Source organism: Massilia sp. NP310 (genome assembly GCF_019443485.1).
Lineage (GTDB): Bacteria > Pseudomonadota > Gammaproteobacteria > Burkholderiales > Burkholderiaceae_D > Telluria > Telluria timonae.
In genome coordinates, this window is record NZ_CP080379.1 from 4,529,565 (window position 1) to 4,555,063 (window position 25,499).

Annotated in this window: 18 protein-coding genes and 1 pseudogene; 7 read left to right on the top strand and 12 right to left on the bottom strand. The window is 62.0% G+C overall.

The genetic code is table 11. The annotated features are described in order from the left end of the window. Positions 1-4 precede the first annotated feature (4 nt). Complete coding sequence (gene rpoC / locus KY496_RS19965) at positions 5-4,249, top strand: DNA-directed RNA polymerase subunit beta' (RefSeq protein WP_005663626.1); 4,245 nt, start codon at positions 5-7, stop codon at positions 4,247-4,249. Between the two features lie 179 nt (positions 4,250-4,428). Here rpoC and KY496_RS19970 read toward each other — a convergent pair whose 3' ends face one another. Further along, on the bottom strand, positions 4,429-6,195 hold the full coding sequence (locus KY496_RS19970; RefSeq protein ID WP_219862095.1) for an ATP-dependent endonuclease: 1,767 nt from the start codon (positions 6,193-6,195) through the stop codon (positions 4,429-4,431). A 515-nt stretch (positions 6,196-6,710) separates the two neighbouring features. On the opposite strand from KY496_RS19970, the pseudogene KY496_RS27470 reads away from it, so the two are divergent. Then, positions 6,711-6,922 (top strand): annotated as a pseudogene (locus KY496_RS27470) (hypothetical protein); the annotation flags it as partial. A gap of 404 nt (positions 6,923-7,326) precedes the next feature. On the opposite strand, the gene KY496_RS19975 reads toward KY496_RS27470, so the two are convergent. The 4 genes from KY496_RS19975 to KY496_RS19990 form a co-directional block, all read right to left on the bottom strand. Next, a complete protein-coding gene (locus tag KY496_RS19975; protein WP_307729058.1) occupies positions 7,327-7,830 on the bottom strand; it encodes a tlde1 domain-containing protein in 504 nt (167 codons plus the stop codon). Between the two features lie 160 nt (positions 7,831-7,990). Further along, entirely contained in the window at positions 7,991-8,926 is a 936-nt protein-coding gene (locus KY496_RS19980; RefSeq protein ID WP_219862097.1) for a bifunctional 2-polyprenyl-6-hydroxyphenol methylase/3-demethylubiquinol 3-O-methyltransferase UbiG, read from the bottom strand. Positions 8,927-9,027: 101 nt separating this feature from the next. After that, positions 9,028-9,396, bottom strand: a complete 369-nt coding sequence (locus KY496_RS19985) for a hypothetical protein (RefSeq protein WP_219862099.1) — start codon at positions 9,394-9,396, stop codon at positions 9,028-9,030. Positions 9,397-9,405: 9 nt separating this feature from the next. Beyond that, positions 9,406-9,879 (bottom strand): penicillin-insensitive murein endopeptidase, encoded by a 474-nt coding sequence (locus tag KY496_RS19990; protein ID WP_219862101.1) that lies wholly within the window; start codon positions 9,877-9,879, stop codon positions 9,406-9,408. 254 nt (positions 9,880-10,133) lie between these two features. On the opposite strand from KY496_RS19990, the gene sodC reads away from it, so the two are divergent. After that, positions 10,134-10,655: a superoxide dismutase family protein gene (gene sodC, locus KY496_RS19995; RefSeq protein ID WP_005663610.1), complete on the top strand. Its 522-nt coding sequence runs from the start codon at positions 10,134-10,136 to the stop codon at positions 10,653-10,655. Positions 10,656-10,716: 61 nt separating this feature from the next. On the opposite strand, the gene KY496_RS20000 is transcribed toward sodC, so the two are convergent. From KY496_RS20000 to KY496_RS20015, 4 genes are all read right to left on the bottom strand, one after another. Beyond that, positions 10,717-11,565: an alpha/beta fold hydrolase gene (locus tag KY496_RS20000; protein WP_219862103.1), complete on the bottom strand. Its 849-nt coding sequence runs from the start codon at positions 11,563-11,565 to the stop codon at positions 10,717-10,719. Positions 11,566-11,659: 94 nt separating this feature from the next. Next, on the bottom strand, positions 11,660-13,285 hold the full coding sequence (locus KY496_RS20005; protein WP_005663607.1) for a M28 family peptidase: 1,626 nt from the start codon (positions 13,283-13,285) through the stop codon (positions 11,660-11,662). Between the two features lie 71 nt (positions 13,286-13,356). Then, complete coding sequence (locus KY496_RS20010; RefSeq protein WP_219862105.1) at positions 13,357-15,600, bottom strand: M28 family peptidase; 2,244 nt, start codon at positions 15,598-15,600, stop codon at positions 13,357-13,359. Between the two features lie 134 nt (positions 15,601-15,734). Then, positions 15,735-16,397, bottom strand: a complete 663-nt coding sequence (locus KY496_RS20015; RefSeq protein WP_005663604.1) for an energy transducer TonB — start codon at positions 16,395-16,397, stop codon at positions 15,735-15,737. 386 nt (positions 16,398-16,783) lie between these two features. Between KY496_RS20015 and KY496_RS20020 the strand changes: the two genes are divergently transcribed. The 4 genes from KY496_RS20020 to KY496_RS20035 are packed head-to-tail and all read left to right on the top strand — an operon-like array spanning position 16,784 to position 21,630. Beyond that, a complete protein-coding gene (locus KY496_RS20020) occupies positions 16,784-17,434 on the top strand; it encodes a response regulator transcription factor (RefSeq protein WP_005663603.1) in 651 nt (216 codons plus the stop codon). A 4-nt stretch (positions 17,435-17,438) separates the two neighbouring features. Further along, positions 17,439-18,389 carry a hypothetical protein gene (locus KY496_RS20025; protein ID WP_005663602.1) on the top strand — a complete coding sequence of 317 codons (951 nt, stop codon included), beginning with the start codon at positions 17,439-17,441 and terminating at the stop codon, positions 18,387-18,389. Next, on the top strand, positions 18,386-19,933 hold the full coding sequence (locus KY496_RS20030) for an ATP-binding protein (RefSeq protein ID WP_219862107.1): 1,548 nt from the start codon (positions 18,386-18,388) through the stop codon (positions 19,931-19,933). Before KY496_RS20025 ends, KY496_RS20030 begins: the two co-directional genes overlap by 4 nt. A gap of 5 nt (positions 19,934-19,938) precedes the next feature. Then, the gene (locus KY496_RS20035; protein WP_219862108.1) at positions 19,939-21,630 is read left to right on the top strand and encodes a M14 family zinc carboxypeptidase; all 1,692 of its coding nucleotides are present in this window, start codon (positions 19,939-19,941) and stop codon (positions 21,628-21,630) included. 171 nt (positions 21,631-21,801) lie between these two features. On the opposite strand, the gene KY496_RS20040 is transcribed toward KY496_RS20035, so the two are convergent. From KY496_RS20040 to KY496_RS20050, 3 genes are all read right to left on the bottom strand, one after another. Further along, a complete protein-coding gene (locus tag KY496_RS20040) occupies positions 21,802-23,610 on the bottom strand; it encodes a DUF885 family protein (protein WP_219862110.1) in 1,809 nt (602 codons plus the stop codon). A 17-nt stretch (positions 23,611-23,627) separates the two neighbouring features. Further along, complete coding sequence (locus KY496_RS20045) at positions 23,628-24,764, bottom strand: branched-chain amino acid ABC transporter substrate-binding protein (RefSeq protein ID WP_219862112.1); 1,137 nt, start codon at positions 24,762-24,764, stop codon at positions 23,628-23,630. Between the two features lie 109 nt (positions 24,765-24,873). Then, the gene (locus tag KY496_RS20050) at positions 24,874-25,359 is read right to left on the bottom strand and encodes an Lrp/AsnC family transcriptional regulator (RefSeq protein WP_005663596.1); all 486 of its coding nucleotides are present in this window, start codon (positions 25,357-25,359) and stop codon (positions 24,874-24,876) included. Positions 25,360-25,499: the final 140 nt, after the last annotated feature.

Consider the following 25,499-nt stretch of genomic DNA (forward strand, 5'->3'; position numbering starts at 1 on the left):
ATACATGAAAGCACTGCTCGATCTATTCAAGCAAGTTCAGCAAAACGAAAGTTTCGACGCCATCAAGATTGGCCTGGCGTCGCCTGAAAAAATCCGTTCGTGGTCGTTCGGCGAAGTCAAGAAGCCGGAAACCATCAACTACCGTACGTTCAAGCCTGAGCGTGACGGCCTGTTCTGCGCCAAGATCTTTGGCCCGATCAAGGACTACGAATGCCTGTGCGGCAAGTACAAGCGCCTGAAGCACCGCGGCGTGATCTGCGAAAAGTGCGGCGTCGAAGTCACCCTGGCTAAAGTGCGCCGCGAGCGCATGGGCCACATCGAACTGGCGTCGCCAGTCGCTCACATCTGGTTCCTGAAATCGCTGCCGTCGCGTCTGGGCATGGTCCTGGACATGACCCTGCGCGATATCGAACGCGTGCTGTACTTCGAAGCATACGTCGTCACCGATCCTGGCATGACCCCGCTCAAGAAGAGCCAGATCATGTCGGAAGACGACTACGCCGCCAAGTACGAAGAGTACGGCGACGACTTCACCGCATTCATGGGCGCCGAAGGCATCCGTGAACTGCTGCGCTCGATCGACATCCACCGCGATGCCGAAGCCCTGCGCGTGGAGCTCAAGGAATCGAAATCCGAAGCCAAGATCAAGAAATACGCCAAGCGCCTGAAAGTGCTCGAGGCGTTCCAGCGTTCGGGCATCAAGCCTGAGTGGATGATCATGGAAGTTCTGCCGGTCCTGCCGCCAGAGCTGCGTCCGCTCGTCCCGCTGGACGGCGGCCGTTTCGCCACGTCTGACCTGAACGACCTGTATCGCCGCGTCATCAACCGTAATAACCGCCTGAAGCGCCTGATGGAACTGCGCGCACCAGAGATCATTACGCGTAACGAAAAGCGCATGCTGCAGGAAGCGGTCGACTCGCTGCTGGACAACGGCCGTCGCGGCAAAGCGATGACCGGCGCCAACAAGCGTCCGCTGAAGTCGCTGGCCGAGATGATCAAGGGTAAGGGCGGTCGTTTCCGTCAGAACTTGCTGGGTAAGCGCGTCGACTACTCGGGCCGTTCGGTCATCGTGGTGGGTCCACAGCTGAAACTGCACCAGTGCGGTCTGCCGAAGCTGATGGCTCTCGAGCTTTTCAAACCCTTTATCTTCAACAAGCTGGAACTGATGGGTCTCGCGACCACCATCAAGGCCGCGAAAAAGCTCGTGGAAGTTCAGGAACCAGTCGTTTGGGACATCCTGGAAGAAGTCATCAAAGAACACCCGGTCATGCTGAACCGTGCGCCTACGCTGCACCGTCTCGGTATCCAGGCGTTCGAGCCAGTCCTGATCGAAGGTAAAGCGATCCAGCTGCACCCGCTGGTCTGCGCGGCGTTCAACGCCGACTTCGACGGTGACCAGATGGCAGTCCACGTGCCGCTGTCGATCGAAGCGCAGATGGAAGCGCGTACGCTGATGCTGGCGTCGAACAACATCCTGTTCCCATCGAACGGCGAACCGTCGATCGTGCCGTCGCAGGATATCGTGCTGGGTCTGTACTACGCGTCGCGCGAGGCGATCAACGCCAAGGGCGAAGGCATGATGTTCCCGGACGTGTCGGAAGTCATCCGCGCGTACGACAACAAGGAAGTCGAACTGGCGACCCGCATCACGGTGCGTATCGTTGAGTTCCCGAAGAACGCCGAAGGCGGCTTCGACCAGACCCTGACCCGCTACGAGACCACCGTTGGCCGTGCGATCCTGTCCGAGATCCTGCCGAAAGGCCTGCCGTTCTCGGTGCTGAACCGCGCGCTGAAGAAGAAGGAAATCTCGAAGCTGATCAACACGTCGTTCCGCAAGTGCGGCCTGCGTGCGACCGTCGTCTTCGCGGACAAGCTGATGCAGTCGGGCTTCCGCCTGGCGACCCGCGCCGGCATCTCGATCGCCGTCGACGACATGCTGATCCCGGACGTCAAGAAGGGCATGATCGCGACCGCCGAAGCCGAAGTGAAGCAGATCGAGCAGCAGTACGCCTCGGGTCTGGTCACCGCCGGCGAGCGTTACAACAAGGTCGTCGACATCTGGGGCAAGACCTCGGATGAAGTCGGCAAGGCGATGATGGACCAGCTCAAGATCGAGCCGGTCACCAAGCGCGACGGCACCGAAGGCACCCAGGAATCGTTCAACGCGATTTACATGATGGCCGACTCGGGCGCCCGTGGTTCGGCAGCCCAGATTCGCCAGCTGGCGGGTATGCGCGGCCTGATGGCGAAACCGGACGGTTCGATTATCGAAACGCCGATTACCGCGAACTTCCGCGAAGGCCTGAACGTTCTGCAGTACTTCATCTCGACCCACGGCGCTCGTAAAGGTCTGGCGGATACGGCACTGAAGACCGCGAACTCGGGTTACCTGACCCGTCGTCTGGTGGACGTGACGCAAGACCTGGTGGTGATCGAAGACGATTGCGGCACCAGCAACGGCACCCACATGAAGGCGCTGGTCGAAGGCGGTGAAGTCATCGAAGCCCTGCGCGACCGTATCCTCGGCCGCGTGGCAGGCACCGACGTCGTCAACCCTGAAACCCAGGAAACCCTGTACGAAGCCGGCACCCTGCTGGACGAAGACATGGTCGAAGAGATCGAACGCGTCGGCATCGACGAGGTGAAGGTCCGCACGCCGCTGAACTGCGACACGCGCTACGGCCTGTGCGCCAAGTGCTACGGCCGCGACCTGGGCCGCGGCATGCTGGTCAACAGCGGCGAAGCAGTCGGTGTGGTGGCAGCGCAGTCGATCGGTGAGCCGGGTACCCAGCTGACCATGCGTACCTTCCACATCGGTGGTGCGGCATCGCGCGCAGCAGTGGCATCGTCGGTCGAAGCCAAGTCGAACGGTACGGTCCGCTTCACCGCGACCATGCGTTACGTCACCAACGGCAAGGGCGCGCAAATCGTCATTACCCGTTCGGGCGAAGTGCTGATCACCGACGACCACGGCCGTGAGCGCGAGCGTCACAAGGTGCCGTACGGCGCGACCCTGATCGTCAAGGATGGCCAGACCGTGAAGGCTGGCACCGCCCTGGCGACCTGGGATCCGCTGACCCGTCCGATCATCACCGAATACGCCGGTACGATCCGCTTCGAGAACGTCGAAGAAGGCGTCACCGTCGCACGTCAGGTCGATGAAGTGACCGGTCTGTCGACCCTGGTGGCAATCGATCCGAAGCGTCGTGGTTCGGGCAAGGTGCTGCGTCCGCAGGTCAAGCTGCTGAACGAAGAAGGCCAGGAAGTGAAGATCGCCGGCACCGAACACGCTGTGACGATCGGCTTCCAGGTCGGCGCGCTGATCATGGTCAAGGACGGTCAGCAAGCGACCGTGGGTGAAGTGCTGGCACGTATCCCGACCGAATCGCAGAAGACCCGCGACATTACCGGTGGTCTGCCGCGCGTTGCCGAACTGTTCGAAGCACGTTCGCCGAAAGACGCGGGCATGCTGGCGGAAGTCACCGGTACCGTGGCGTTCGGTAAAGAGACCAAGGGCAAGCAGCGCCTGGAAATCACCGACATGGACGGCAACAAGCACGAGTTCCTGATTACCAAGGACAAGCAAGTGCTGGTGCACGACGGCCAGGTGGTGAACAAGGGCGAGATGATCGTGGACGGCCCGGCCGATCCGCAAGACATCCTGCGCCTGCTGGGCATCGAAGCGCTGGCCCGCTACATCGTGGACGAAGTGCAGGACGTGTACCGCCTGCAGGGCGTGAAGATCAACGACAAGCACATCGAGGTGATCGTTCGCCAGATGCTGCGTCGTGTTCAGATCACCGACGCAGGCGACACCGACTACATCGTCGGCGAGCAGGTGGAGCGTTCGGAACTGCTGGAAGAGAACGACAAGGTCAACGCCGTCGGCAAGCTGCCGGCGCAGTACGAAAACGTGCTGCTGGGTATTACGAAGGCATCGCTGTCGACCGACTCGTTCATCTCGGCCGCATCGTTCCAGGAAACCACCCGCGTGCTGACCGAAGCGGCGATCATGGGCAAGCGCGACGGTCTGCGCGGCCTGAAAGAGAACGTCATCGTCGGCCGCCTGATCCCTGGCGGTACCGGTCTGGCATTCCACCGCGCCCGCAAGGAGAAGGAAGTGTGGGAAGCGGAAGAGCGTCAGGCATTGCTGCAGCAAGAGAAAGCCAATATGGCTGCCGAGCTGCAGGCGATGGAAGACCAGCAGACTGCGCAGGCTTCGGCTGAGCAGCATGACGACGGCGAGTGATCGCGTAAGTTGTTAGTGAAAACGGCACCCTGAGGGGTGCCGTTTTTTTTCACTAAATTAGTACGAAAGACGCAAGATTGAGAAGCGTGAATTAAAGAAAATTCTTCGTGTTTTAGCACCTAAAATATATTAGTGAGTATCTAAGAAAAAGGCGACAGTACGTTAAAAGCGCAAATATCTTACTCTTCAAGCCATTGAATAAGTTCTTTTAGGCCAACCATGTCTGAGCATATCGACTCAATACCGTCGGTCTCAGCTTTGGTTTGAAATGCCGCCCAGCAGGTCTCATTTTTTCCATCGATACCAATGTGCTGCTCGATGGCGCCATTTGTCCAGAGCCAAATTCCGGCGGTCTTGAGTTTCACATGCAAATTTTTAATCGCTGGCTTTGCATCAATATTTTTAGCAAGTTCTGTAAATGCTTCGGAAGCCTTTATTACCCCATTCTTTGGGGTTCCGGTGGCGGGATTTAGTGTTACTTGTCCTGCCGCCGCCATCTGCGCCAGAATGTTCTTTAGCGTTTTGATGTCGGTATCGTTTGGCTCTATGAATCCATGGGTTATGCAGCCATTAAAAGCATAATCCAAGTCAGCGATTGCCTTTGTCGGCATGTCCATAGCCTCTAGGATCGATTTCGATTTCTTTGTGTCGTTCACTCCACTCTGCGCAATCAGTGCAATCTTCTTCTGCCCTAAGCTTGCGCCGGTAAGTTGCTCAAATATACACGGAAGCAAACGAATCTCAGTTTTCCCTTCGGCAAGAACCACACGTTCAGAAAAAAGGATTTTGCTAGAGTTAGTGAGGGTAAATAGCTGCTCCATTTGATGGATAGAGTCAGGAACAACGTTTTGGATCGCATCTGCTAATCGTTGGCGCGAGTAAGTACCTAAATTCTCACTTTTTCTAATCAGAAGAGTATGCTGGGCGTCTGTGGTGCCAACGAGTTGAGAGGAGTGTGTAGAGAAAATAACTTGATACCCTGTTTTTGAAAGTTGTTTGAGTGCGAATCTAACTTGCTCAATGGCAACAGGATGCAAATAGAGTTCTGGTTCATCAATTAGTAGCAGGGTTGTCCGAGCATTGATAGCATTGGCGCGACGTACATCTGCAAGGTGGCGAATTAACGCAATCTGGATTGAGCGTTGAGCACCATGCCCGTATGATGAAAAACTCCGGCCAGGACCGTTATCTTCATATACTCGAACGGTGCCGCTTTTGATTATTTCATCAATAGTCGGCACTGGAAAATCTAATTTCACATTTAGCCCAGGAAACATCTCATTAACTTTGCCGTTAATTGAATCATCGAGATTTCCTAATTCGCCAAGGCGTAAGTCGCCATCCGCAGTTACTCTTCGTTCTACTTCGAGAAGATGTTGCGAAAGTTCCTGTCCATGTGCATTACGCACAGGGTTTAAGAACTCTGCTAAAAGCTTTCCTATTGTTGTAGTCGTTTTTGCTTTACTTGCGTCTTCTGCGGAGTTCTCCATGGCGCCAATTCGTATTGGGTCAGGGAGCAGTGCGGAAAGTGCATTATCAATCCCATTTGGGTTTGGCACCCATTTTCCTTCTTCTTCTCCCATACTCCAAACATGAAGAAGAATTTCTGTGGCTTTCGCATTCGGCTTGAGTTGGCATCGCCTTACTTTTAGCACACCTGCAACTATATATGGCTGTATCGATGCGCGTTGCTTTGGGTCCAGTGTATCAACCACCTCTGGGGTTATCCCTGTGATTGTACCGATTACTTCAACCGATTTTTGTGTGTCGTTAAAATCGGTATCGTCCAAACTTGATTTTCTAAGTAACCATTGAATAGCCGATAATATGTTGGACTTTCCGCAGTTGTTATATCCAACGAGCGGAGTAAATGCCGACAAAGTGATTTTTGCGTTCTTGCACGATCTAAAGTTAATGATTGATAGGTCTTTTATGAGAATCGTCATTTTTCAGTCCTGAGGTTTCGGATGAGTTTCGGTCATTCTGAGTAACATCAGTGGGAAATTGCCAGCCCTCTTTTATTCTAAGAAATATTCAATCGTTAAATCTAAAAAAAAGTCACAATTTCTTTAATTCTTAATTTATTTTTGTTAAAACTCTTTGCTTTATTTCTTATTGGTGTGGATGGGTGCGGATGAATTGAATATAAGGGTTAAAGAGCGAGTTGCTAATTCAACGGTTTCAGTAATTTCCCTTTGGAAATTTTGCATGCCATTGGCCCATTCGTTTGTTCGGCGCAGACGGGGGCGGGTCTGACAATCGGACACGGTGTATTGCTGTGTTTGCGCAGGCGCGTTGAGATTGCATCTCGACTACTGTCTATAGGCAGAAGATCGTCGACATGCTTATCCCTCTGATCATTCCAGATGTCGTACTGTATTATGAGTGTCGGGCCAAGCGGCACCAGCTACATCGTCTGAGCACACGGAGGGGGTCAGGTCCGACTATCGGACACGGCTACGGCCTGAAAGAGAATGTCATCGTCGGCCGCCTGATCCGTGGCGGTGCCGGTCTGGCATTCCATCGCGCTCGCAAGGAGACGAAGTATGGGAAGCGGAAGAGCGTCAGGCACTGCTGCAGCAAGAGAAGGCCAATATGGCTGCCGCGCTGCAGGCGATGGAAGACCAGCAGACTGCGCAGGCTTCGGCCGAGCAGCACGACGACGGCGAGTGATCGCGTAAGTTGTTAGTGAAGGGGGCACCCTGAGGGGTGCCGTTTTTATTTGCCGGATGGGTTCGTTGACGTGGATCCTCGGAAAGGTTTGCGCCTGTGCCAGAGGTAACCAATGACGAGTCCTGCAATAGTGATTCCGAATGCTGCGTATGCCTGCAGGTAGTAGCCGTTACCCTGTTCCAATCGCAGATAAGGGCCAACGTCCGTGGAGTGAATTTCTAGAAACAGGCTTGTAAACCAAATCGCTGCTGGAGCAAAACAGATCGCGCCGAGCCATGGCCTGAAGCGGGCCGTGACGAGGCATAGAAGTGCTGCCGCCAAACCTACTTGCCAAAAAAGGACCGCATCCGGTTCTTTGTCGCTTACTTCGGCAAGTAGGACTGTAGGATAGAGGCAGGTGAGCGCTAGTATTGCACGGTGAGTGGAACGTAACATTCCGGAAGTCCTCCAAGTTCCTGCTCGAGGCGCTCAACAAACCTGTCGATATACTGGACCAGATCGATGCAGCCAGCGCTGCCGGCTACCGCACCGCCATGGATAAAAAAGCCACCCCGGCCATGCGTCTGTGTGGACGGATACGGATGAATTGTAAGCCTGAAATTACCCCAAGCTGCGCGAGGCGAATGAATAACGCTCTTGAGCCAGTTGTTCTCCCATAGCTGAGATGGTTGGATCCAATATTGACCAGCTGGGATAGGACCGTGGAAAGGAATGCGTTGCCGCTCTTTGGAATAGTCGAACTGTCCTCTTGCGTTCGGCTTCCCCGACACCGCTGGGAAGACCAATGAGGCTCGGGTTCCGAAAGCGTGCAGCGTTTTTCCGTCGAATCGTAATGACATGTGTGATTTTGCGCACGCAGGCGTGCGCGGTATTGCTCTCTCTTCTGCATATCTTCCCATCATCTGCATCCTTAGTAGATTGGCTTGAGCATGTGCTTGCTACCAATGGATGATTGGTTATTCTATGATGTTCTAAGTTATGCATAGTCAAGTTGAACGAAGATAATCTGCCAACGAATGGCGACGTTTAAGGATGTGATCGACGACGCCTGTGGGCTTGGTTGCCGGCCTATGACGCAACCAGCATCACCGTGTGTCCGACCTTCAGCCTTGGACTGGCCCTCAAGGCACTTCGCACGAGATATCTGCGCAATATAGGAATGTGAACCACGCGGCCCAGCAATCGGTAACGTATGCTGTCGTCGATCAAGCGTGGACGGTAAAGGCCGAGTCGTGCCAGCGCTTGATAGGCCAGCGTCGTTGCATGCCATTCCTTGTGAAAGTCGGCAACTGGTTCGTGCCAGATGCTCGTCTTGTGCAGACCTTCGCTCAGTGCGAGGTTTATCAAGGCGCGGTCGGTCCAGCGCGTCACGTGGTGCGGCGGCATATTGAGCGGAGAGTTCGGCGCGATGGCCAGGAAGCTGTCCTGGGCCGGGACGGCAATCATCAGTGTTCCACCGGGTTTCAGCGCCTGGACGCAGGCGTGAAAGAACTGCTTGGGATGCTCGACGTGCTCGAGTACCTGGAACGCGCACACGGTATCGTAGCGTCGGCCTTCGGTAGCATGGATTTCGACCGGCTGCTTCCTGACATCGAGCCCGGCCGCGCGCGCCTTTTGTACGGCTTCGTCGTTGAACTCGAGACCGCTGTAGCGGACCGATTCCGGCAGCCAGGCGCGGAATGCGCCTTTTCCGCAGCCGATTTCCAGGAGCGAACTGTCCTCAGGGACCAGCGTCGCCGCATAAGCGTATTCGGCCTTGTCGTCCTGGTAGTACCATTCTTGCGTTTGCAGCTGTTCGTAGAACGGGCCGTCGCCTACGCAGGCCGGATCGAAGTAGCCCAGCGTGCAATGATTGCAGCGCCGCAGCGTGATGCTGCCCCCAGGGAGATAGGCGCTGACGTCGATGCCTTTCTGGCGATAGCTGCCAATCAGATTCGCTCGATCCACTGAATCGACCGCTTCGGTGTTATCCGCCTGGCATGCTGGGCAAATAGGCTCAGGCATGGCGTCCTTTCAGAAGAGGGAGAGCACGGTCAAGTCGATTTGCCAGTCGGCGTAGCAAGCCCCGGATGTCCCAGTTTGCTCGTCCTTAATGTGTGCATCGTTCAACAGATAACACCACCAATACTCTTACCAGACCGTAGGTCGAACCCGAAGTTGCAGTCGTACTCGCCATCCTCTGACTTGCGACAAGAGAGCTTTTCATCGTCCTTGCTGCGTACTCGAGTACGGCTGTGCTGAGAACAGATGTCTTTCTTGTCCGGGCCGATTGCATCAAAAATATCCTTTGCAGCACGACCACTAATCGAAAACATGATCTTTCGGTCTTGCGGACTCGGGGCAACCGGGTCACCCAATCCACCACCGTAGATGTGATATACGCCCGAGAACTTCTTGAAGGGGTCAGAGGCGTCACTTCCGGATGCATGTACAGCGCAGAAGAGGCACAGTAAAAATAAAACTATTTTGTTCATTTTGCATCCTCATCCGAGTTCTACATGAAAGTGGTTGTCATGTCCTACCGCCGAACGAACTCGCTGAATACTACGATCATTAAAAAGGATCAGCGCTACCATGGGATGTTGGTTGAATAACGCGATGAGCTTGGCAGTGCCGTCCCGGTCATATTGAGGGTCCCGCATCGTGCATGGCAGGTGTTTTCCATCCTTACGAACCGGACGTATATCGACCTCGAGCCCGCTTTCGTGCGAGCCGTGATGTGGATGGTCGACCCCATCGGCGAGGCTGATATTGCCGATGCCGAATTTTCTTGTATCGAGTTCAGACCACTTGACGGCAACCCAGTGCAGAACAGTGAGCATGCGCGGATGGGCATATTGACTGCGACCGCGGTCAGGCGTGCCATAGGTGTAGTATCCGCCGCCTTCGAAACCTTGAGGCAGAATGAAAAAGTGTCGTCTATCTTGTACTGGGATCGGAGACATCGGTTCCACCATGAGTCGATTCGAGCATGCAATTTTCGACTGGCAGGGACTGATTGTTCCTGAGTTCAAGCAAGATAAAGCCCGAAACGCAGAACGACCCACAAAACACATCTTTGCTCACATACATCCGCTGTCGGTGAAATTCAGTATGCGCTTCCCACGCTACCTGTCGGGCTACCGCGTCAGCCGGACGCCCATACGCATGAGAATGATCTACACTGGGTTGGCTTTTTACTACCAATGCAGATCTTTCGAAGGAGCAAACAATGAAAATGCGATGGATGAGCGCCGTCCTGCTGAGCGCCGTATGCGCTGCCGCCAGTGCCGCCGACAATACCGTGACCCTCAAGCTGGCCACCGAAAAAGGCGATGGCGCCACCGTGGGCACCGTGAAGCTCAGCGAAACCAAGTACGGCGTGGTGCTCACGCCTGACCTCAAGGACCTGACCCCGGGCCTGCACGGCTTCCACATCCACGCCAACGGCAGCTGCGCGCCGAACCAGGCTGACGGCAAGACCGTCCCGGCCGGCGCCGCGGGCGGCCACCTCGATCCTGCCAAGACCGGCAAGCACGGCACTCCATGGGGCGACGGCCACCTGGGCGATCTGCCGGCGCTGACGGTGGATGCAAAGGGCATGGCCACCAACCCGGTCCTGGCCCCGCGCCTGAAGATGTCGGACATCAAGGGCAAGGCCCTGATGGTCCACGTCGGCGGCGACAACCACTCCGATCACCCGGCGCCGCTGGGTGGCGGAGGCGGCCGCATGGCTTGCGGCGTGATCCAGTAAGCCACGACTCGCAGCAGAAAGCGGATGGCGGCCCACGGCGCGCCATCCGCCGCAAGGTCGATCAGTCCGCCCGCAACTGCCCGCGCAGCCACACCAGGCTCGACGCGGCGTAGTTCATCACCGAGATATGCCCATCGCCCGGCTGCCGCCACAGCTCGGCCCAGCGGCAGTGACGCGCCAGCCATTCGCTGTGCGACGCCGGCACCACGCGGTCCCGCATCCCATGCACGAACAGCACCGGACAGGCGATGTGCGAACAATCGAATCCCCACGGCGTCACATAGGCGATATCGTCGTCGATCGCGCCGTCGGGCCCCTTGGCCACCGCCGGCCCCACCACGCTGTCGAACCATGACCACGGCCCCGCCAGCGCGTCCCAGTCTTCAAGCGTGAACATCTCCCGGTCGAACGCGAGCCCGAGCGCTTCATGGTATGCCTTGGCCGCGCGCCCCTGCGCCGCTGCACGCAACGCGGCCGCTCCATATGCGCCCATCCCCCTGAACCAGTCGAGTCCCTGCGCATCGGGCGGCGCCAGGCCCGCGATGCTGACCGCACCCACCACCCGCTCGGGCAGCAGGGCGGCGCAAGCCAGCGCATGCGGCCCGCCACCCGAATGCCCCATCACCGCGAAGCGCCTGACGCCCAGCCGGTCGGCGATGCGCTCGACGTCGAAGGCCGCCGAGGCGACGTCCCGCCCGCTGCGTTCCGACGAGCCGCCATAAGCCGGGCGGTCGTAGCCGATCCAGCGTATGCCCAGCTGCGCCGCAAGGGCGAACAGCGGCTCGGGCGGGCGGCCGATGTTCGGCGTGCCGTGGTGCCAGAACACGGCCAGCTCCTGCTCGCCGGGTGGCGCCAGGTCGTAGAAGTGCAGCGTGCGGCCGTCGCCGAGCACCAGGTCTTCTTCGCGCATCGTTCGCTCTCAAAAAAGGTCGGCCAAAAAAAAACGCGCCGGTGGACCTAGTGTGGTCCTCCGGCGCGTTCATGTCGAGCGCTTGCCTGACTGCTTACTTGGCAGCGCGCGCCTTACCGAACGGATCGCCTTCCTTCCACGCCGGCATCTTCGGCGCGTCGGCCACTGCGCGGCCCAGGTTCAGCGTGTACTGCGCCTGCTGCACCATGCCCGACAGGTCCCAGTTCGGATCGTATTCGTCCGACGCCTGGTGGTACTTGTCGCGGTAGGTCGCGGCCTTGGCGTTGTTGGCTTCGACGTCCTTCACCCAGCTGCGGCCCGCGCCCACCGAGAACGCCGGCACGCCGGCCTTGGCGAAGCTGAAGTGGTCGCTGCGGAAGTAGCCGCCGGCCAGGTCAGGTTTCGCTGGCGCGACGGTCAAACCCATCGCCTGGGCGGTGGCTGCCGCCATCGCGCCCAGTTCGGTGCGCTCACTGCCGGGCACGCTGACGTCCTTCACCAGGCCCACCCAGTTCAGGCTGTCCAGGTTCAGGTTGGCGGCGGTCTTCGCGATCGGCCACAGCGGCTTGGCGACGTAGGCGGCGCTGCCCAGCAGGCCTTGCTCTTCGGCCGCCACCCACAGGAACATCTGGCTGCGCTTGGCCGGGTGCTTGACGGCTTGCTCCGCCATCGCCAGCAGCGCGCCGGTGCCCGAGGCATTGTCGACCGCGCCGTTGAAGATGGTGTCGCCCTGGGTGCCCTGCTTGCCCATGTGGTCCCAGTGCGCGGTGTAGATCACCACTTCGTCCTTGAGCTTCGGATCGGTGCCGGGCACGATGCCGGCCACGTTGAACTCTTCGAGCTTGCGTACCTCTGCGCGGGCCGTGCCCTTCAGGCGGGCCTTCAGCGTCACCGGCTTGAAGTTCTTGTCTTCGGCCGCGGCGCGCAGTTTATCGAGGTCCTGGCCGGCGGCGGCGAACACCTTGCGTGCGGTGTCATCGGTCATCCAGCCCTGCAGGCCGGTGCCCACTTTGCCTTCGGTGAGCTGGAAGCGCTCGGCGTTGGCCCAGCTGTTCTGCACCACGCTCCAGCCGTACGAGGCCGACTTGTCGGTGTGGATCAGGATGGCGCCGGCCGCGCCCTGGCGCGCCGCTTCCTCGAATTTATAGGTCCAGCGGCCGTAGTAGGTCAGGCCTTCGCCGTTGAAGCGGTTCGGTTCCGCCGCGGTCGGCAGCGGATCGTTCACCATCATCACCAGCACCTTGCCCTTCAGGTTCATGCCCTTGAAGTCGTTCCAGCCGCCTTCTTCCGGCGCCACGGTGCCGTAGCCGACGAAGACCAGGTCGGCGTCCAGCTTGTGATCGGCCTTGCCGTCGCCCGGGCCCCAGACCCAGTCAGCGCCGAACTGCAGCGGCAGCGCCTTGCCGCCGGCGGTGATCGCGATGTCGCTCTTGGCCGGCAGCGAACGCACGCCGGCGATCTTGACCGCCTGGCGGAAGCTGCTGCCGTTGGCCGGCTTCAGGCCGGCGGCCTTCGCCTGCGCCTCGAGGTAGGCGACGGTCAGCTCGCCGCCGCGCTGGCCGGTGCCGCGGCCTTCCATGGCGTCGGCGGACAGGTGGGCCAGGTGCGCGCGCAGCGGCGCTTCCTGGACGTTTTGCACGTTCTGGGCATAGGCCGGATAGGCCAGCGCCAGGCTGCCGGCGAGGGCGGTAAGGACGAGGGAAGAGACGATCTTGTACATAAAATCCTGCGACTTGAGTTGATCGGGAAGGGCACGTTCGTGGCGTGCGCGGAACATTCTATGACAAGTTCTCAATAAAATCGCAGGATATCGGTCGACATCGTCATTCCCGATTGCTCCCGTAAATACGGGGCGCCTTGCTCGCGCGACGGTAACAGATGCCGAGGCACGCCGGGCATGCGCTCCTGCACCGTGATCGCGAAAATCTCTTCCGGCGCGCTCTCGATCTCGAAATGCAGCACCCGGTCTTCCATCCCGTACAGCGACAGCATCCACGGCGCCTCCTTCGACGTAAGCGGCACGCCGTCGAGCCGCGAGCGCAGCGCCTTGGCGCCCGACATGCGCAGCTCGATGTGCGGCGCGCGGTTTTTTGAACGCACAGTGAACGTGCCGCGCCGCACCTTGCCGACGGTGTTGAGCAGGGCGAAGCATTCAGGGAAGGCGATTGCGTCCTCGCGCGGCGCCTCGGCATACCACTGGCGCGGGCTGTTCCAGCCGAAGACTTCGACGAAGATGGTCGGCTGGCGGCCGGAGAACAGCTGGCGGATCCAGTCGCCCTGCGCCTGCTCCGGCAGCAGCCAGTAAGCGCGCCAGGTGTTCGCGTCCTTGTAGTAGACCAGCCGTTCGAGGCCGTCGGTTGCCGGCGGCAGCGTGGCGCGCGGCGCCGCCTGTCCCGGCAGGGCGAAGCAGCTTGCGGCCAGCAGCGCAAGCAGGGCGGCGACGGCCGGCGCCATGCGCAGCACCAGCAGCAGGCAGGCGAAGCACAGCATCGGCAGCGCCATCAGCATCGGCGGCAGGTACATGTGGTGCGGCGCGAGCAGCAGCCAGGCGTCGCGCAGCGCCGGTGGGAATAACGCGGCGGCCGGCGCCAGCCCGGCCACCAGCACCAGCAGGCGCGGGGCGAAGGCCTGGCGCTGGCCCCAGCGCGACTGCAATACCAGGAAGGCGGCGAGCACCGCCGCCAGCGGCCAGGCCAGCACGTAGGCGGCGCCGGGCAAAAAGAAGACGGCCAGCAGCAGCGTCAGCGCGGGCCAGGCCAGCGCGCCGAGCACCATCGCCGCGGCGCCGACGCTGCGCCGGAACAGATACAGCCCGGCGACGAAGACGCAGCTTGCCACGACCAACACCATCAGCGGCAGGCGCTGCTCGCCCGCAAGGCCGGCGGCGGCCACCTCTTCGCGCCAGGTCCAGCTGCCGACGCGCACCACGAGCAGCAGGAAGCACACGCCGAACAGGCCTTGCGCCGCCTCGATCGCACCGTCCGCGCCGAACAGGCGGCGCCAGGCGAACCCCAGCATCAGGCAGGACAGGATCGTCGGCGCCCAGGCGAGCCACGCCGCGTGCTGCACCAGGCCCACGACGGGCAGAGAAAAATAGGCGGCGGCTGTCTGCGTCCCGCGCGTGAGCGGCGTGTCGCCGTAGGCCTGCGCCAGGCGCAGCATCGCGTCGCCCAGTTGTCGCGGATCGGCTTCGCCGCCGGCGAACAGCAGCACCGGCGTATCGAGCGCCGCCAGCGGACCGACGTGCGGCGCGTCGTTCAGCATGCGCGCCAGGGTCGTCTCGAGCGAGGAGCCGCGCAGCTCGGGTGCGGCGCGCATCCAGCCGGCCAGCGCGGCGCCGCCCGCGCCGCTGGTCTCGACCATGCGCAGCCCCGCATCGCCGGATGGATCGAACTTGAGCGCCAGGCCGATGTTTGGGGCCAGCGGATGCTGTTCGACGAAGCCCTTGGCGCCCAGCGCACCGACGTGGTGGCCGTCGGCGAACAGGAGCACGACGTCGTTGGCGGGTGGCGCGGCGCGCAGGGAGCGCGCCGTTTCGAGCAGGGCCGCCATGGTGGCGGCGCCGCGCGCGGCATCGCGCCCAGCGTTGCCGCTGTCGTAGTGCGCCGTGAGCAGCAGCGCCGGGCGGCGGCCCGCATCCGGCGCGCTGCCGGGAATCCTGGCGACGACGTTATGGACGACGCCGACCGTGTTGTGGATGGCGCCGAAGTAATAGACCACCGACTTGCGCACCGTGGCGCGCTGCACTGTCGGCGCCAGGCCCATCGTACGCAGCTGCGCCGCCAGGTATGCGCGCGCCTGGGCATTGCCTTCGGTCGCGATCGAACGCGGCCTGGCCGCGAGCACCCGCATGTGCTCCTGCACGCGGGCGTTCCAGCTGCCGGCCGCGATCTCTGCCTTCGGCTCGGGCGGTGCCTGTCGCGTCAACGCCATCCAGCCCAGGATGACCAGGACGGCCAGTCCCAGGCAGCCGGCAAGGGCGTGCATGAACCCGGTGAGACGTATCGCCGGTATTGCTGCGCTCGTTGCATCCATGTGTTCTCTCTCCATTGTTGTTGTGAGCGGATGTCGCCCGCGCAGGCGTCGATGCGCCTGTCAAAGGAACGAAAAAGCGGGGCGAAAAAAAGCCCGCCGGATGAATAGGGGCGGGCTGCAAGAGGAAAAGCGGCTTACTCGAGTGTCCAGACGTAGGCGAGCTGCGCCCATCCGGCTTCGGCTGTGCCGCCGTTCATCGCCGGCTGGAATTTGCACAGGCTCAGGGCGTGCACGGCGGCGCGATCGAGTTCACGCGAGCCGCTGGAAGACTGGATGCGCGAGTCCTGCACCCGGCCATCGGCCCCGACCAGCAGCGCCAGGGTCACGGTCCCGGTCTCGCCATTGCGCGCAGCGCGCACCGGATAGTCTGGTTTGGCGCAGCCGTTGGCGTCGGCCAGCACGGCGCTGCGCATCTGGCCGCTGTTCGACGACGGCGCGGCGGCGGGCTGCGGCGGAGCCTCGGACTGGGTTTGCTGGGCCGGTTCAGGCGCTGGCTCCGTGCTTGCCTCCATCACCTGCTCGAGCGGCGGTGCAGGCACTTCGACTTCCACGTCCGGCACCACGATGTCGGGCGGTGCGGCCTTGGCGACGGGTTTCGGTGGCTCCGGCGGCGGGGCAGGCGGAGGAACCTCGGGCTGGATCCATACCAGCTTGTCTTCGAGCATGGCGGGCAGCGAGATCGACTTGGCGTTCATCGTGCTGATGACGCCCATCGCCACCAGCACGTGCAGGCCGGCCACCAGGGCGAATTTGCCGGCCTTGCCGCCGGCGCCTTGATTGATGTCAGAAAAATGCATGGCAACCTCCTTTATTCGTTCTGGGACCCCTCGGGATCGCCAGGTTTACTACCTTGGAAGAATGCATATCTACAGCTCGTTGGAATCAATATATGCTATGTCCTAGCAATTTGCAAATCCATAATCTAGTAAATTTGTTTCTGGTTGTGTGTGCGTCAACGTACCAAGCAAGCCCATTCGTAAGGTGGGCGACTTCGCCATCCACGCGTCCAGCGAAAGGAAGGGCCCCAAAAATGCGGACCAGAGCGTACAAAATCTCCCCGCCTTTCCATTCGCTTCCCCGCCCGTTGTATGAAATAATTCCCAACTGTGCCGTGGCTTTTCGCCCGGCCAACGCAACGCCAGACACTGGCAACGCACACCGGCCACGCGCCAGGAGAATCAAATTGGCAGAACAGAACAAACCCATCCGCGTCATGCTCGCGGATGATCACCCGATCGTCATGACCGGTTTCGCCATGTCGCTGGAAGCGGCGGGCATGCAGGTGGTGGGGCAGGCCAAGACCCCGAGCGAGGCGACCGCGCTGTACGCCGCCGAGCACCCCGACGTCGCCGTGCTCGACATGCGCTTCGGCACCGAGCTGACCGGCATGGACGCGGCCCAGGCCATCCTCAAGTCCGACCCGGCGGCCAAGATCGTCTTCCTGAGCCAGTTTGACCAGGACAGCCTGATCAAGGAAACCTACCGCCTCGGCGCCCACGCCTTCGTCACCAAGGATTGCGACCCGGCCGACCTGGCCACCGCGGTGCGCCATGCCCACGAGGGCAAGCTGTACTTCCTGCCGCATATCGCGTCGCGCCTGGCCAGCATGGCGGTGCGCGGCGAAGTCACGCCGCAGTCGCAGCTCGACGAGCGCGGACTGGAAATCTTCAAGCTGATGGCCGAGGGCATGACCAATGCCGAGATCGCGGAGCGCCTCGACCTGTCGACCAAGACCATCAGCAACATCAGCCAGTCGATCAAGGAAAAGCTGGGCGTGCACCGCCAGGCCAGCATCACCCTGCTGGCGGTCAAGCACGGCCTGATCGAGCCCTGACGCGATGGCCATCCTCCCGCGCCGCATGCCCCACCAGCGCAGGCGCGCCCCCGCGCTGGCGCCGCTGCTGGCCCTTGCCTTCATGCTGGCGCTGTCGGCCGGCAGCGTCCACGCCGCCCAGCAGGCGGAGCGCGAACGCGAAGAAGCGCAGGGCTACCGCTTCCAGATCCTGACCGGCGACGACAGCGCCGTCACCCACCGCATCGCCGACGACCTGTACAAGCGCCTGGTGCCCACCTTCGCGGCCTTCCGCACCGAGCTGGCGCAGAAGCGCCGCATGCTGTACGTGGCGATCGGCCCGACCGCGCTGCGCGACGCGCTGTCGCGCCGCTGCGATTGCGTGGTGATCTCGGCCTATACCTCGAGCCAGGTGTGGCGCACGCTCACCGCGCGCCTGCCCAAGCCGCGCCGCATGGCCATGACCGCGATCTATGCCGAGCCGGCGCCGAACGACCAGATGCGCCTGGCCGAACTGCTGTACGGCCGCCCGGTGCGGGTCGGCGTGCTGCTCGGCCCCGACACCGCCTTCCTGAAGCCGGCGCTGCACGACGCGACCGAGATCCAGATGTACGCGCCGGGCGACGACCTGAATCACACGCTCAACAGCATGACGCGCGCCGAGACCCTGCTGGCGCTGCCCGACAGCGACATCTACAACGCCGAGAACGTGCGCAACATCCTGCTCTCGACCTACCGCCGCAAGCAGGGCGTGATCGGCTTCTCGGCCGACATGGTCAAGGTCGGCGCGCTGGCCACCACGTATTCCGAAATCGAGGAGATCAACGCCCAGGTGGCCGAGCTGGCCGCCGACTTCGTGCGCACCGGCGAACTCGATCCGCCGCAGTTCCCGCGCTACTTCCGCACCATCATCAACGAAGGGGTGGCCAGTTCGCTCGACCTGCGCGTGACCGACGCCGCCCGCAACTTCGCGCGGCGCGCGCCGGCCTTGCAATGAACCTGCGTTTCTGGCGCGGCTGGGGTGTCGGACGGCGCATGGCCGTCATCACCATGCTGCCGGTGATCCTGCTGTTCACCTCCTTCGTCTGGTATTCCTGGTATGCGCACCGCGCCCAGGTGGCCGAGGAGCTGGCCGAGCGCGGGCGCATCCTGGCGCGCGCGCTGGCCGAGACGTCCGAATACAACGTCATCTCGGGCAACCTGTCCGACCTGCGCCTGACCATCAACGGCCTGGTGCAGTCCGACCGCAGCATCTACAAGGTCGACGTGATCGATGGCAGCGGACGCGCCGCGGTGCGCGTGGTGTCCGATTCGGCCAGCGACGCCCAGGCCCATTTCTACGAGGCGCCGATCCGCAAGCAGGTGGTGTGGATCAACCTGTTCTCGGACAACGGCACGCCGCACGTGTCGGCATCGAGCGATTCGCGCCCGCCCACGCTCACCACCGAAGTCGTCGGCTGGGTGCGGGTGACGATGTCGCCGGCGAACATGATGGCCAAGCAGACCGACCGCTTCCAGATCGAGCTGTCGATGGCGGCGCTGGCGCTGGCCGCGAGCGGCATCCTGGCCTGGGTGCTGGCGCGCTCGCTGATCGTGCCGCTGCGCGAGGCGATCGGCACCTTGCGCCAGATCCGGGGCGGCAACTTCCGTGTGCATCCGCCGGTCACCACCGGCGGTGAGATCGGCGAGCTGCAGGCCTCGATCGGCGAGATGTCGCTGGCGCTGGAAGAATCCAAGCGCGACCTCGAGAACAAGGTGGCCGAGCGCACGCGCGACCTGCTGGCCTCGCGCAACGAGGCGCTGCGCGCCGACGCCGACAAGCGCAAGCTGATCCAGAAGGTCAACGAGATCATCGAGGACGAGCGCAAGAGCATCGCGGTCGAGATCCACGACGAGCTCAATGCTTCCCTGATCGCGGCGCGGCTGGAAGCGCAGTCGATCGGCCTGCTGGCGGCCAAGGCGCCGCCAGGGCCCGAAGTCGACGAGATCCGCCGCAAGTCCGAGGCCATCACCAAGCTGGCGCTCGACCTGTACGCCAACGGCCGGCGCCTGGTGCGCCGCCTGCGTCCCGAGGTGCTCGACATGCTGGGCCTGCACGGCGCGGTGGAAGAGATGGTGCGCCACTACGACACCACGTCCGGCTGCCGCTTCGACCTGCACAGCGAGGGCGACTTCGCGCGCCTGTCGAACGAGCTGGCGATTTCCGCCTACCGCATCGTGCAGGAAGCCCTGTCCAACGTGATGAAGCACGCCGCCGCGCGCTCGGCCCACGTCAGCCTGCTGCTGGACGAAGGCAAGGGCATGCTGCGCATCCGCGTGGTTGACGACGGCGCCGGCTTCGACACCGCCAGCGCCTCGGAAGGCATCGGCATCATCGGCATGCGCGAGCGCGCCTATGCGCTGCACGGCACGATCGAGGTGCGATCCAGCCCGGGCGAAGGCACCGACGTCGCGATCGCGCTGCCGCTCAACCTGCCGGCCCAGGCGCAAACCCCACCTGTGCCGGCGACGATTTCCGAAGCATCCACCTCACAACGATAAGATCCATGTCCACTGAATTGCTGACGCCCTACGAGAAGGGCAACCTGAACCAGACCACCACCTGGGGCGAATGCATCGCCTGGTACGAAGACCTCGCGCGCCGGTTCCCTGCGGTGCTGCGCTTCGAGAAAGTTGGCGTGTCGGATGCGGGCGTGCCGATCCATGCGGGCGTGGTCAGCAGCGACGGCGTGTTCGACGTCGATGCGATCAAGCGCGCCGGCCGTCCGGTCTTTTTTAACAACAACGGCATCCACCCGGGCGAGCCGGAAGGCGTCGACGGCTGCATGGCGATCGTGCGCGACTTCTGCGTCGAGCCTGGGCGTCTGAGTGCGCTGGGCAAGACCGTGTTCCTGTTCGTCCCGCTGTACAACGTGGACGGCAGCTTCAACCGCGCCGACACCTCGCGCGTGAACCAGGACGGCCCGGAGCAGTTCGGCTTTCGCGGCAACAGCCGCCACCTCGACCTGAACCGCGACTTCGTCAAGTGCGACACCCTGACGGCGCGCACGTTCAATCAACTGTTCACGCGCTGGGATCCGGACGTGATGGTCGACACCCACACCTCCAACGGCGCCGACTACAGCTACACGATGACCCTGATCCACACCCAGGCCGACAAGCTGGGCGGCGGCCTGGGCGAATTCCTGCGCGCCGAGATGCTGCCGGCGATGTATGCCGGCATGGATGCGCGCGGCTGGCCGACCTGCCCCTACGTGAACCCGGTCAAGGACAGCCCGGACCACGGCATCGCCGAATTCCTTGAGACGGCGCGCTTCTCGACCGGTTACGCGGCGCTGCACCACACGATCGGCTTCATGCCCGAGACGCACATGCTCAAGCCGTTCAAGGACCGCTACGAGTCGATGGTGGCGCTGGTCGAAGTGGCGCTCGAGTTCACCGTCAAGAACGCCGACCGCATCCAGGCGCTGCGCCGCGCGGCGCGCGAGGAAGGCCGCAAGCAAGACGCGTGGCCGGTGCGCTGGAAGATGGACGAAGCCAATCCGGCGAGCTTCCGCTTCAAGGGTTACGAAGCCAGGTACAAGAAGAGCGTCATCGGCGACTACACCCGCCTGTACTACGACCGCAGCAGCCCGTGGGAACGCGACATCGCTTATTACAACAGCTTCCCGGTCGATGTCGCGGTGCCGGCGCCGCAAGCCTATGTGGTGCCGCAGCAGTGGCGCGAGGCCATCGAACGCCTGGAATGGAATGGCGTGCGCATGGAGCGCATCGAGGCGGATCGCCTGCAGGAAGTGACGTACTACCAGATTCAGTCGGTGACCTCGCGCCCGTCGGCCTACGAAGGCCATCTATTCCATGACGAGGTGGCGCTGGAGCGGCGCGTCGGCCAGGTCTTGCTGCGCGCCGGCGACTACATCGTGCCGCTGGACCAGGACCGGGCGCGCTACGCGGTCGAGACGCTCGAGCCGCTGGCCCACGACAGCTTCTTCCGCTGGGGATTCTTCAACAGCGTGCTGGAGAAGAAGGAGCATTACTCGGATTATGTGTTCGAGGACGAGGCGGAGAAACTGCTGGCGGAGGAGCCCGAGCTGGCGGCGAAGTTCGCCGAGTGGAAGGCTGCCAATCCCGGCTTGCTGAGCAGCCAGGAAGCGGTGCTCGACTTCATCTACGCCAACTGCGCGCGTTATCGCGAGCCGGAGTGGAACCGCTATCCGGTGTTCATGATCGCGCGCTGATCAGGTGCTGGCTATCTACCGATAGCTTGAAAACCGTCGTTCCCGCGAAGGCGGGAACCCAAGCTTGCCAGCGTTATCGATGCGTTTGAACGTGACCGGCGGCTCTGAGGACTTGGGTCCCCGCCTGCGCGGGGACGACGTTGGTTTTGTGAGCTGGTAGCGTGACAGCGCTTACTTCGACGCCGCGATCCAGCGATCGACCTTCGCCTCCAGCACCGCCAGCGGCAAGGTGCCTTCGTCCAGCACGACCTCGTGGAATTTCGGCAGGCTGAACTTGTCGCCCAGCGCCGCCTGCGCACGCTGGCGCAGTTCCATGATCTTCAGCGAACCGATCTTGTACGCCAGCGCCTGGCCCGGCATCACCATATAGCGCTCGATCTGGGCGCGCGCTTCCAGCTCCGAGTAACCCAGCGTGTCGCGGAAGTACTTGATCGCCTGGTCGCGGCTCCAGCCCTTGCTGTGCATGCCGGTGTCGACCACCAGGCGCGCGGCGCGCAGCATCTCGTCGTTCAGGTGGCCGAAATAGTCTTCCGGTTTCTCGAACAGGCCCATCTCCTTGCCCAGGGTCTCGGCATACAGCGCCCAGCCTTCGGTGAAGGCGGTATTGCCGCCGAACTTGCGGAAGTTCGGCAGGCCCAGTTCCTGCAGCAGGGCGATGTGGAAGTGGTGGCCCGGCTGGCCTTCGTGCAGGTACAGGGTGACCATGCCGGTGCGGCCATACTTGGTCGGGTCGTTCACCACCGACCAGAACACGCCCGGACGCGAGCCGTCCGCCGCCGGCGCCGAATAATGGTCGGATGCGGTTTCGCGCGTCAGTTCCGGCTCCAGCCGCACTTCCAGCGGCGCCTTCGGCATCAGGGTGAACAGGGCCGGCAGCTTGGCGCGCACTTGCGTGTCCAGCTTCTGGAACACCTCGATCACCTGCTGGTCCGTGGTGAACGGCTTGTACTTCGGCTGCTCGGACACCCACTTCGGCAGGCCGGCGGCCGGGCCGTCGTAGCCCATCTTGGGGCCGATCTTGCCGTATTCGCCCTGGATGCGCGCTACTTCCTTCAGGCCGATCGCATGGATCTGCTCGGGCGTCATGTCGGTGGTGGTCATCGCCGCCACGCGCGCCTTGTACCACTCGGCGCCGTTCGGCAGCGCGTTCCAGCCGGCGCTGGTGCGGGTCTTCGGCAGGTAGTCCTTCTCGACATAGCTGGCCAGGCGATCCAGCGCCGGATTGAGCTTGCCGACCGTCGTGCGATAGGCGTCAAGCAGGCTGCGCTTGTCGGCGGCCGAGAAACCTTGTGGCAGCTTCTTGATCGGGGTATAGAAGATGCTGGCTTCCGCGCTCTTGGCCTGCAGCTGCTTGAGCTGCGGCAGCAGCGACTGGATCGGCTGGCGCGGATGCACGATGCCGCGCTCGACGCCTTCGCGCATGTTCGCGATCGACTGGTCGATGTAGGCGACCATCTGGTCGAGGCGGTTCAGGTAATTGCGATAGTCCTTCGGCGTGGCGAACGGCTGCGCGCCTTCGCCGCCGGCGTAGTTCGCGATGAAGGCCGGCATATTGAACATCTGGTCCATCGGCAGCAGGTGCTCGGGGAAGGCGCCCAGGCGCAGCGCGGTCTCGAGCTCGAACTTGACGATGTCGTAGCTGGCCTGCTCGTGCGCATTCAGGCGCTCGCGCGGGATGGTGGCCAGGCGCTTCAGGTAGCCGCGGTACAGCGCAAACTGCGCGTCGCGGTTCTTCGGCGCGATCGACAGGCCGAGCTGGTCGAAGAAGCGGCCGTCGCCGCTCTCGGTCGCCCACACCGGCTCGAAGCGGGCATAGGCCTCGTAGTATTCGTCGACCAGCTTGTTGATCGCCTTGCCGGCTTCGGTCGTGGCGACCTTCTGCTTGGCGGGCGCGGTGTCGGGCGCCGGCGCGGCCTGGACGGATGCGCAGGCGAGCAGGGCGCCAATCGCCAGCGCGCCGAGCCTGAAGTTCTCTCTCATTTTTTTTCCTTGTTGGGTCAGTAGCTGGCCAGTGGCGTCAACGCGCCGTTCTTGAAGGTGTACACCGTCACCGCCGTCTTCTTGAGGTTGCCCTTGGCGTCGTAGCCGTAAGCGCCGACCACGCCCTGGTAGCTGATCGCGTGCATCGCGGCGCCGACCTGCCTGGCGTCGACCGACTTCGCCTGCTGGATCGCCTGGGCGATGAACCTGGTCTGGTCGTAGAACGACGGCGCGTAGACGTCCGGATCGCGGCCGAAGCGCTTCTTGTAGCTGGCCAGGAAGGCCGGGCCGCCCGGCTGCTTGGCGACGATGGCGCCGGCCTGCGCGCAGCGCACGTTCTCGCCGACCGCCTCGCCGCCCAGCCGGGCCATCTCTGGGCTGCACAGGGTGTCGCCGCCAAGCAGCGGCACGTTCAGGCCCAACTGCTTCATCTGGCGCGCCATCGGGGCGCCTTGCGGGGCGTAGCCGCCGAAGAAGATCGCGTCCACCTTCTTGGCGCGCAGCGAGGTCAGGATGGCGGCGAAGTCGCTCGCCTTGTCGTTGGTGAATTCGTGGCCCGCGACCTTGATGCCGGCCTTTTGCGCTTGGCGCTTGAACTCCATCGCGATGCCCTGGCCGAACGCGGTGCGGTCGTCGATCACGCCGACGTTCTTGACCTTGAGCTCCTTGGCGGCATAGCCGGCGACCGAGGCGCCCACCTGGGTGTCGCTGGCCACGATGCGGAACACCGTCGGGTAGCCGGCGGCCGTGATCTTGGGATTGGTGCCGACGGTCGACATCAGGATGCCGTTGTCGTTGTAGACGCGCGAAGCGGGAATCGCCACGCCCGAGTTGTACGGGCCGAGCACGTACTTGACGCCGGAATCGGCGAATTTCTGGGCCACCGTCACGCCCTGTTTCGGGTCGCCCGCATCGTCTTCGGACTGCAGCACGAAACGCAGCACATTGCCGCCCACCTGGATCTTCTGCGCGTTGAGCTCCTCGATGGCGAGGCGCACGCCGTTCTCATTGTCCTTGCCGGCGAAGGCGTTGGAACCCGACAGCGGGCCGCTCACGCCGATCTTCACGATTTGCTCCGCGGCGGTTGCCTGAGTGCCGATCAACGCTATTAACGCCGCCAGCGCCAGCGGCGCCATCCTAATTTTCGATCGCATTCCCTTGGTCTCCGTTGATGTCAACGGCCGCCATCATCGCACGATTCGCACGGCCGGCGAAAGCGTTAAGCGACAGCGTAAAGACCCGGCGTAAGGATTCGGAGCGACCTCAGGCCGGCACGCCGTGCGAGATCAGCTCGAGCGGCAGGGCGGTGGTCGACTTGATCTGTTCCATCGAAAACGCGGACGACACGCCGGTCAGGCGCGCGGCCTTGATCAGCTTTTTATAGAAGCGGTCGTAGCCGGCGATGTCGGTGGTGACGACCTTGAGCAGGTAGTCGACGTCGCCGCTCATGCGATGGAATTCCAGCACTTCGGGCAGGGCGACCACGGCGGCGGCGAAGCGCGCCAGCCATTTCTCGTCGTGCTCGGTGGTCTTGATGCTGACGAACACGGTGACCGGCAGGCCGACCTTTTCGCGGTTGACGATGCTGACGCGGCTTTCGATATAGCCTTCTTCTTCGAGGCGCTTGACGCGTTTCCAGCAGGGCGTGCTGGAAAGGCCGACCTTTTCGCTCAGACCCGAGATGGAAAGGGTTGCATCCGCCTGCAAGGCGGCGAGAATCGCACAATCAAACTTGTCGAGTGAGTTCATATTCCGTAAAGCGTGTTTATAAGAATAATTATTCTATTAACAGCCCACAAATCGAGAAATTTGGGACGTTTCGATTGGCGTAATTCCGTACCATATTACTGGACAATAACGTGTTGTGCGACACCTTTTTTTATGTCTTT

Bases quoted from the DNA above. Each gene is read 5' to 3' on its own strand.
- KY496_RS20030 (WP_219862107.1), top strand. From the start codon at position 18,386: ATGAACCTGCGTTTCTGGCGCGGCTGGGGTGTCGGACGGCGCATGGCC.
- KY496_RS20045 (WP_219862112.1), bottom strand. From the start codon at position 24,764: ATGCGATCGAAAATTAGGATGGCGCCGCTGGCGCTGGCGGCGTTAATA.
- KY496_RS19970 (WP_219862095.1), bottom strand. From the start codon at position 6,195: ATGACGATTCTCATAAAAGACCTATCAATCATTAACTTTAGATCGTGC.
- KY496_RS20005 (WP_005663607.1), bottom strand. From the start codon at position 13,285: ATGTACAAGATCGTCTCTTCCCTCGTCCTTACCGCCCTCGCCGGCAGC.
- KY496_RS20040 (WP_219862110.1), bottom strand. From the start codon at position 23,610: ATGAGAGAGAACTTCAGGCTCGGCGCGCTGGCGATTGGCGCCCTGCTC.
- sodC (WP_005663610.1), top strand. From the start codon at position 10,134: ATGAAAATGCGATGGATGAGCGCCGTCCTGCTGAGCGCCGTATGCGCT.
- KY496_RS20025 (WP_005663602.1), top strand. From the start codon at position 17,439: ATGGCCATCCTCCCGCGCCGCATGCCCCACCAGCGCAGGCGCGCCCCC.
- KY496_RS20000 (WP_219862103.1), bottom strand. From the start codon at position 11,565: ATGCGCGAAGAAGACCTGGTGCTCGGCGACGGCCGCACGCTGCACTTC.
- KY496_RS20015 (WP_005663604.1), bottom strand. From the start codon at position 16,397: ATGCATTTTTCTGACATCAATCAAGGCGCCGGCGGCAAGGCCGGCAAA.
- KY496_RS19990 (WP_219862101.1), bottom strand. From the start codon at position 9,879: ATGGTGGAACCGATGTCTCCGATCCCAGTACAAGATAGACGACACTTT.
- KY496_RS19975 (WP_307729058.1), bottom strand. From the start codon at position 7,830: ATGCAGATGATGGGAAGATATGCAGAAGAGAGAGCAATACCGCGCACG.
- KY496_RS19980 (WP_219862097.1), bottom strand. From the start codon at position 8,926: ATGCCTGAGCCTATTTGCCCAGCATGCCAGGCGGATAACACCGAAGCG.
- KY496_RS19985 (WP_219862099.1), bottom strand. From the start codon at position 9,396: ATGAACAAAATAGTTTTATTTTTACTGTGCCTCTTCTGCGCTGTACAT.
- KY496_RS20010 (WP_219862105.1), bottom strand. From the start codon at position 15,600: ATGGATGCAACGAGCGCAGCAATACCGGCGATACGTCTCACCGGGTTC.
- KY496_RS20035 (WP_219862108.1), top strand. From the start codon at position 19,939: ATGTCCACTGAATTGCTGACGCCCTACGAGAAGGGCAACCTGAACCAG.
- KY496_RS20050 (WP_005663596.1), bottom strand. From the start codon at position 25,359: ATGAACTCACTCGACAAGTTTGATTGTGCGATTCTCGCCGCCTTGCAG.
- rpoC (WP_005663626.1), top strand. From the start codon at position 5: ATGAAAGCACTGCTCGATCTATTCAAGCAAGTTCAGCAAAACGAAAGT.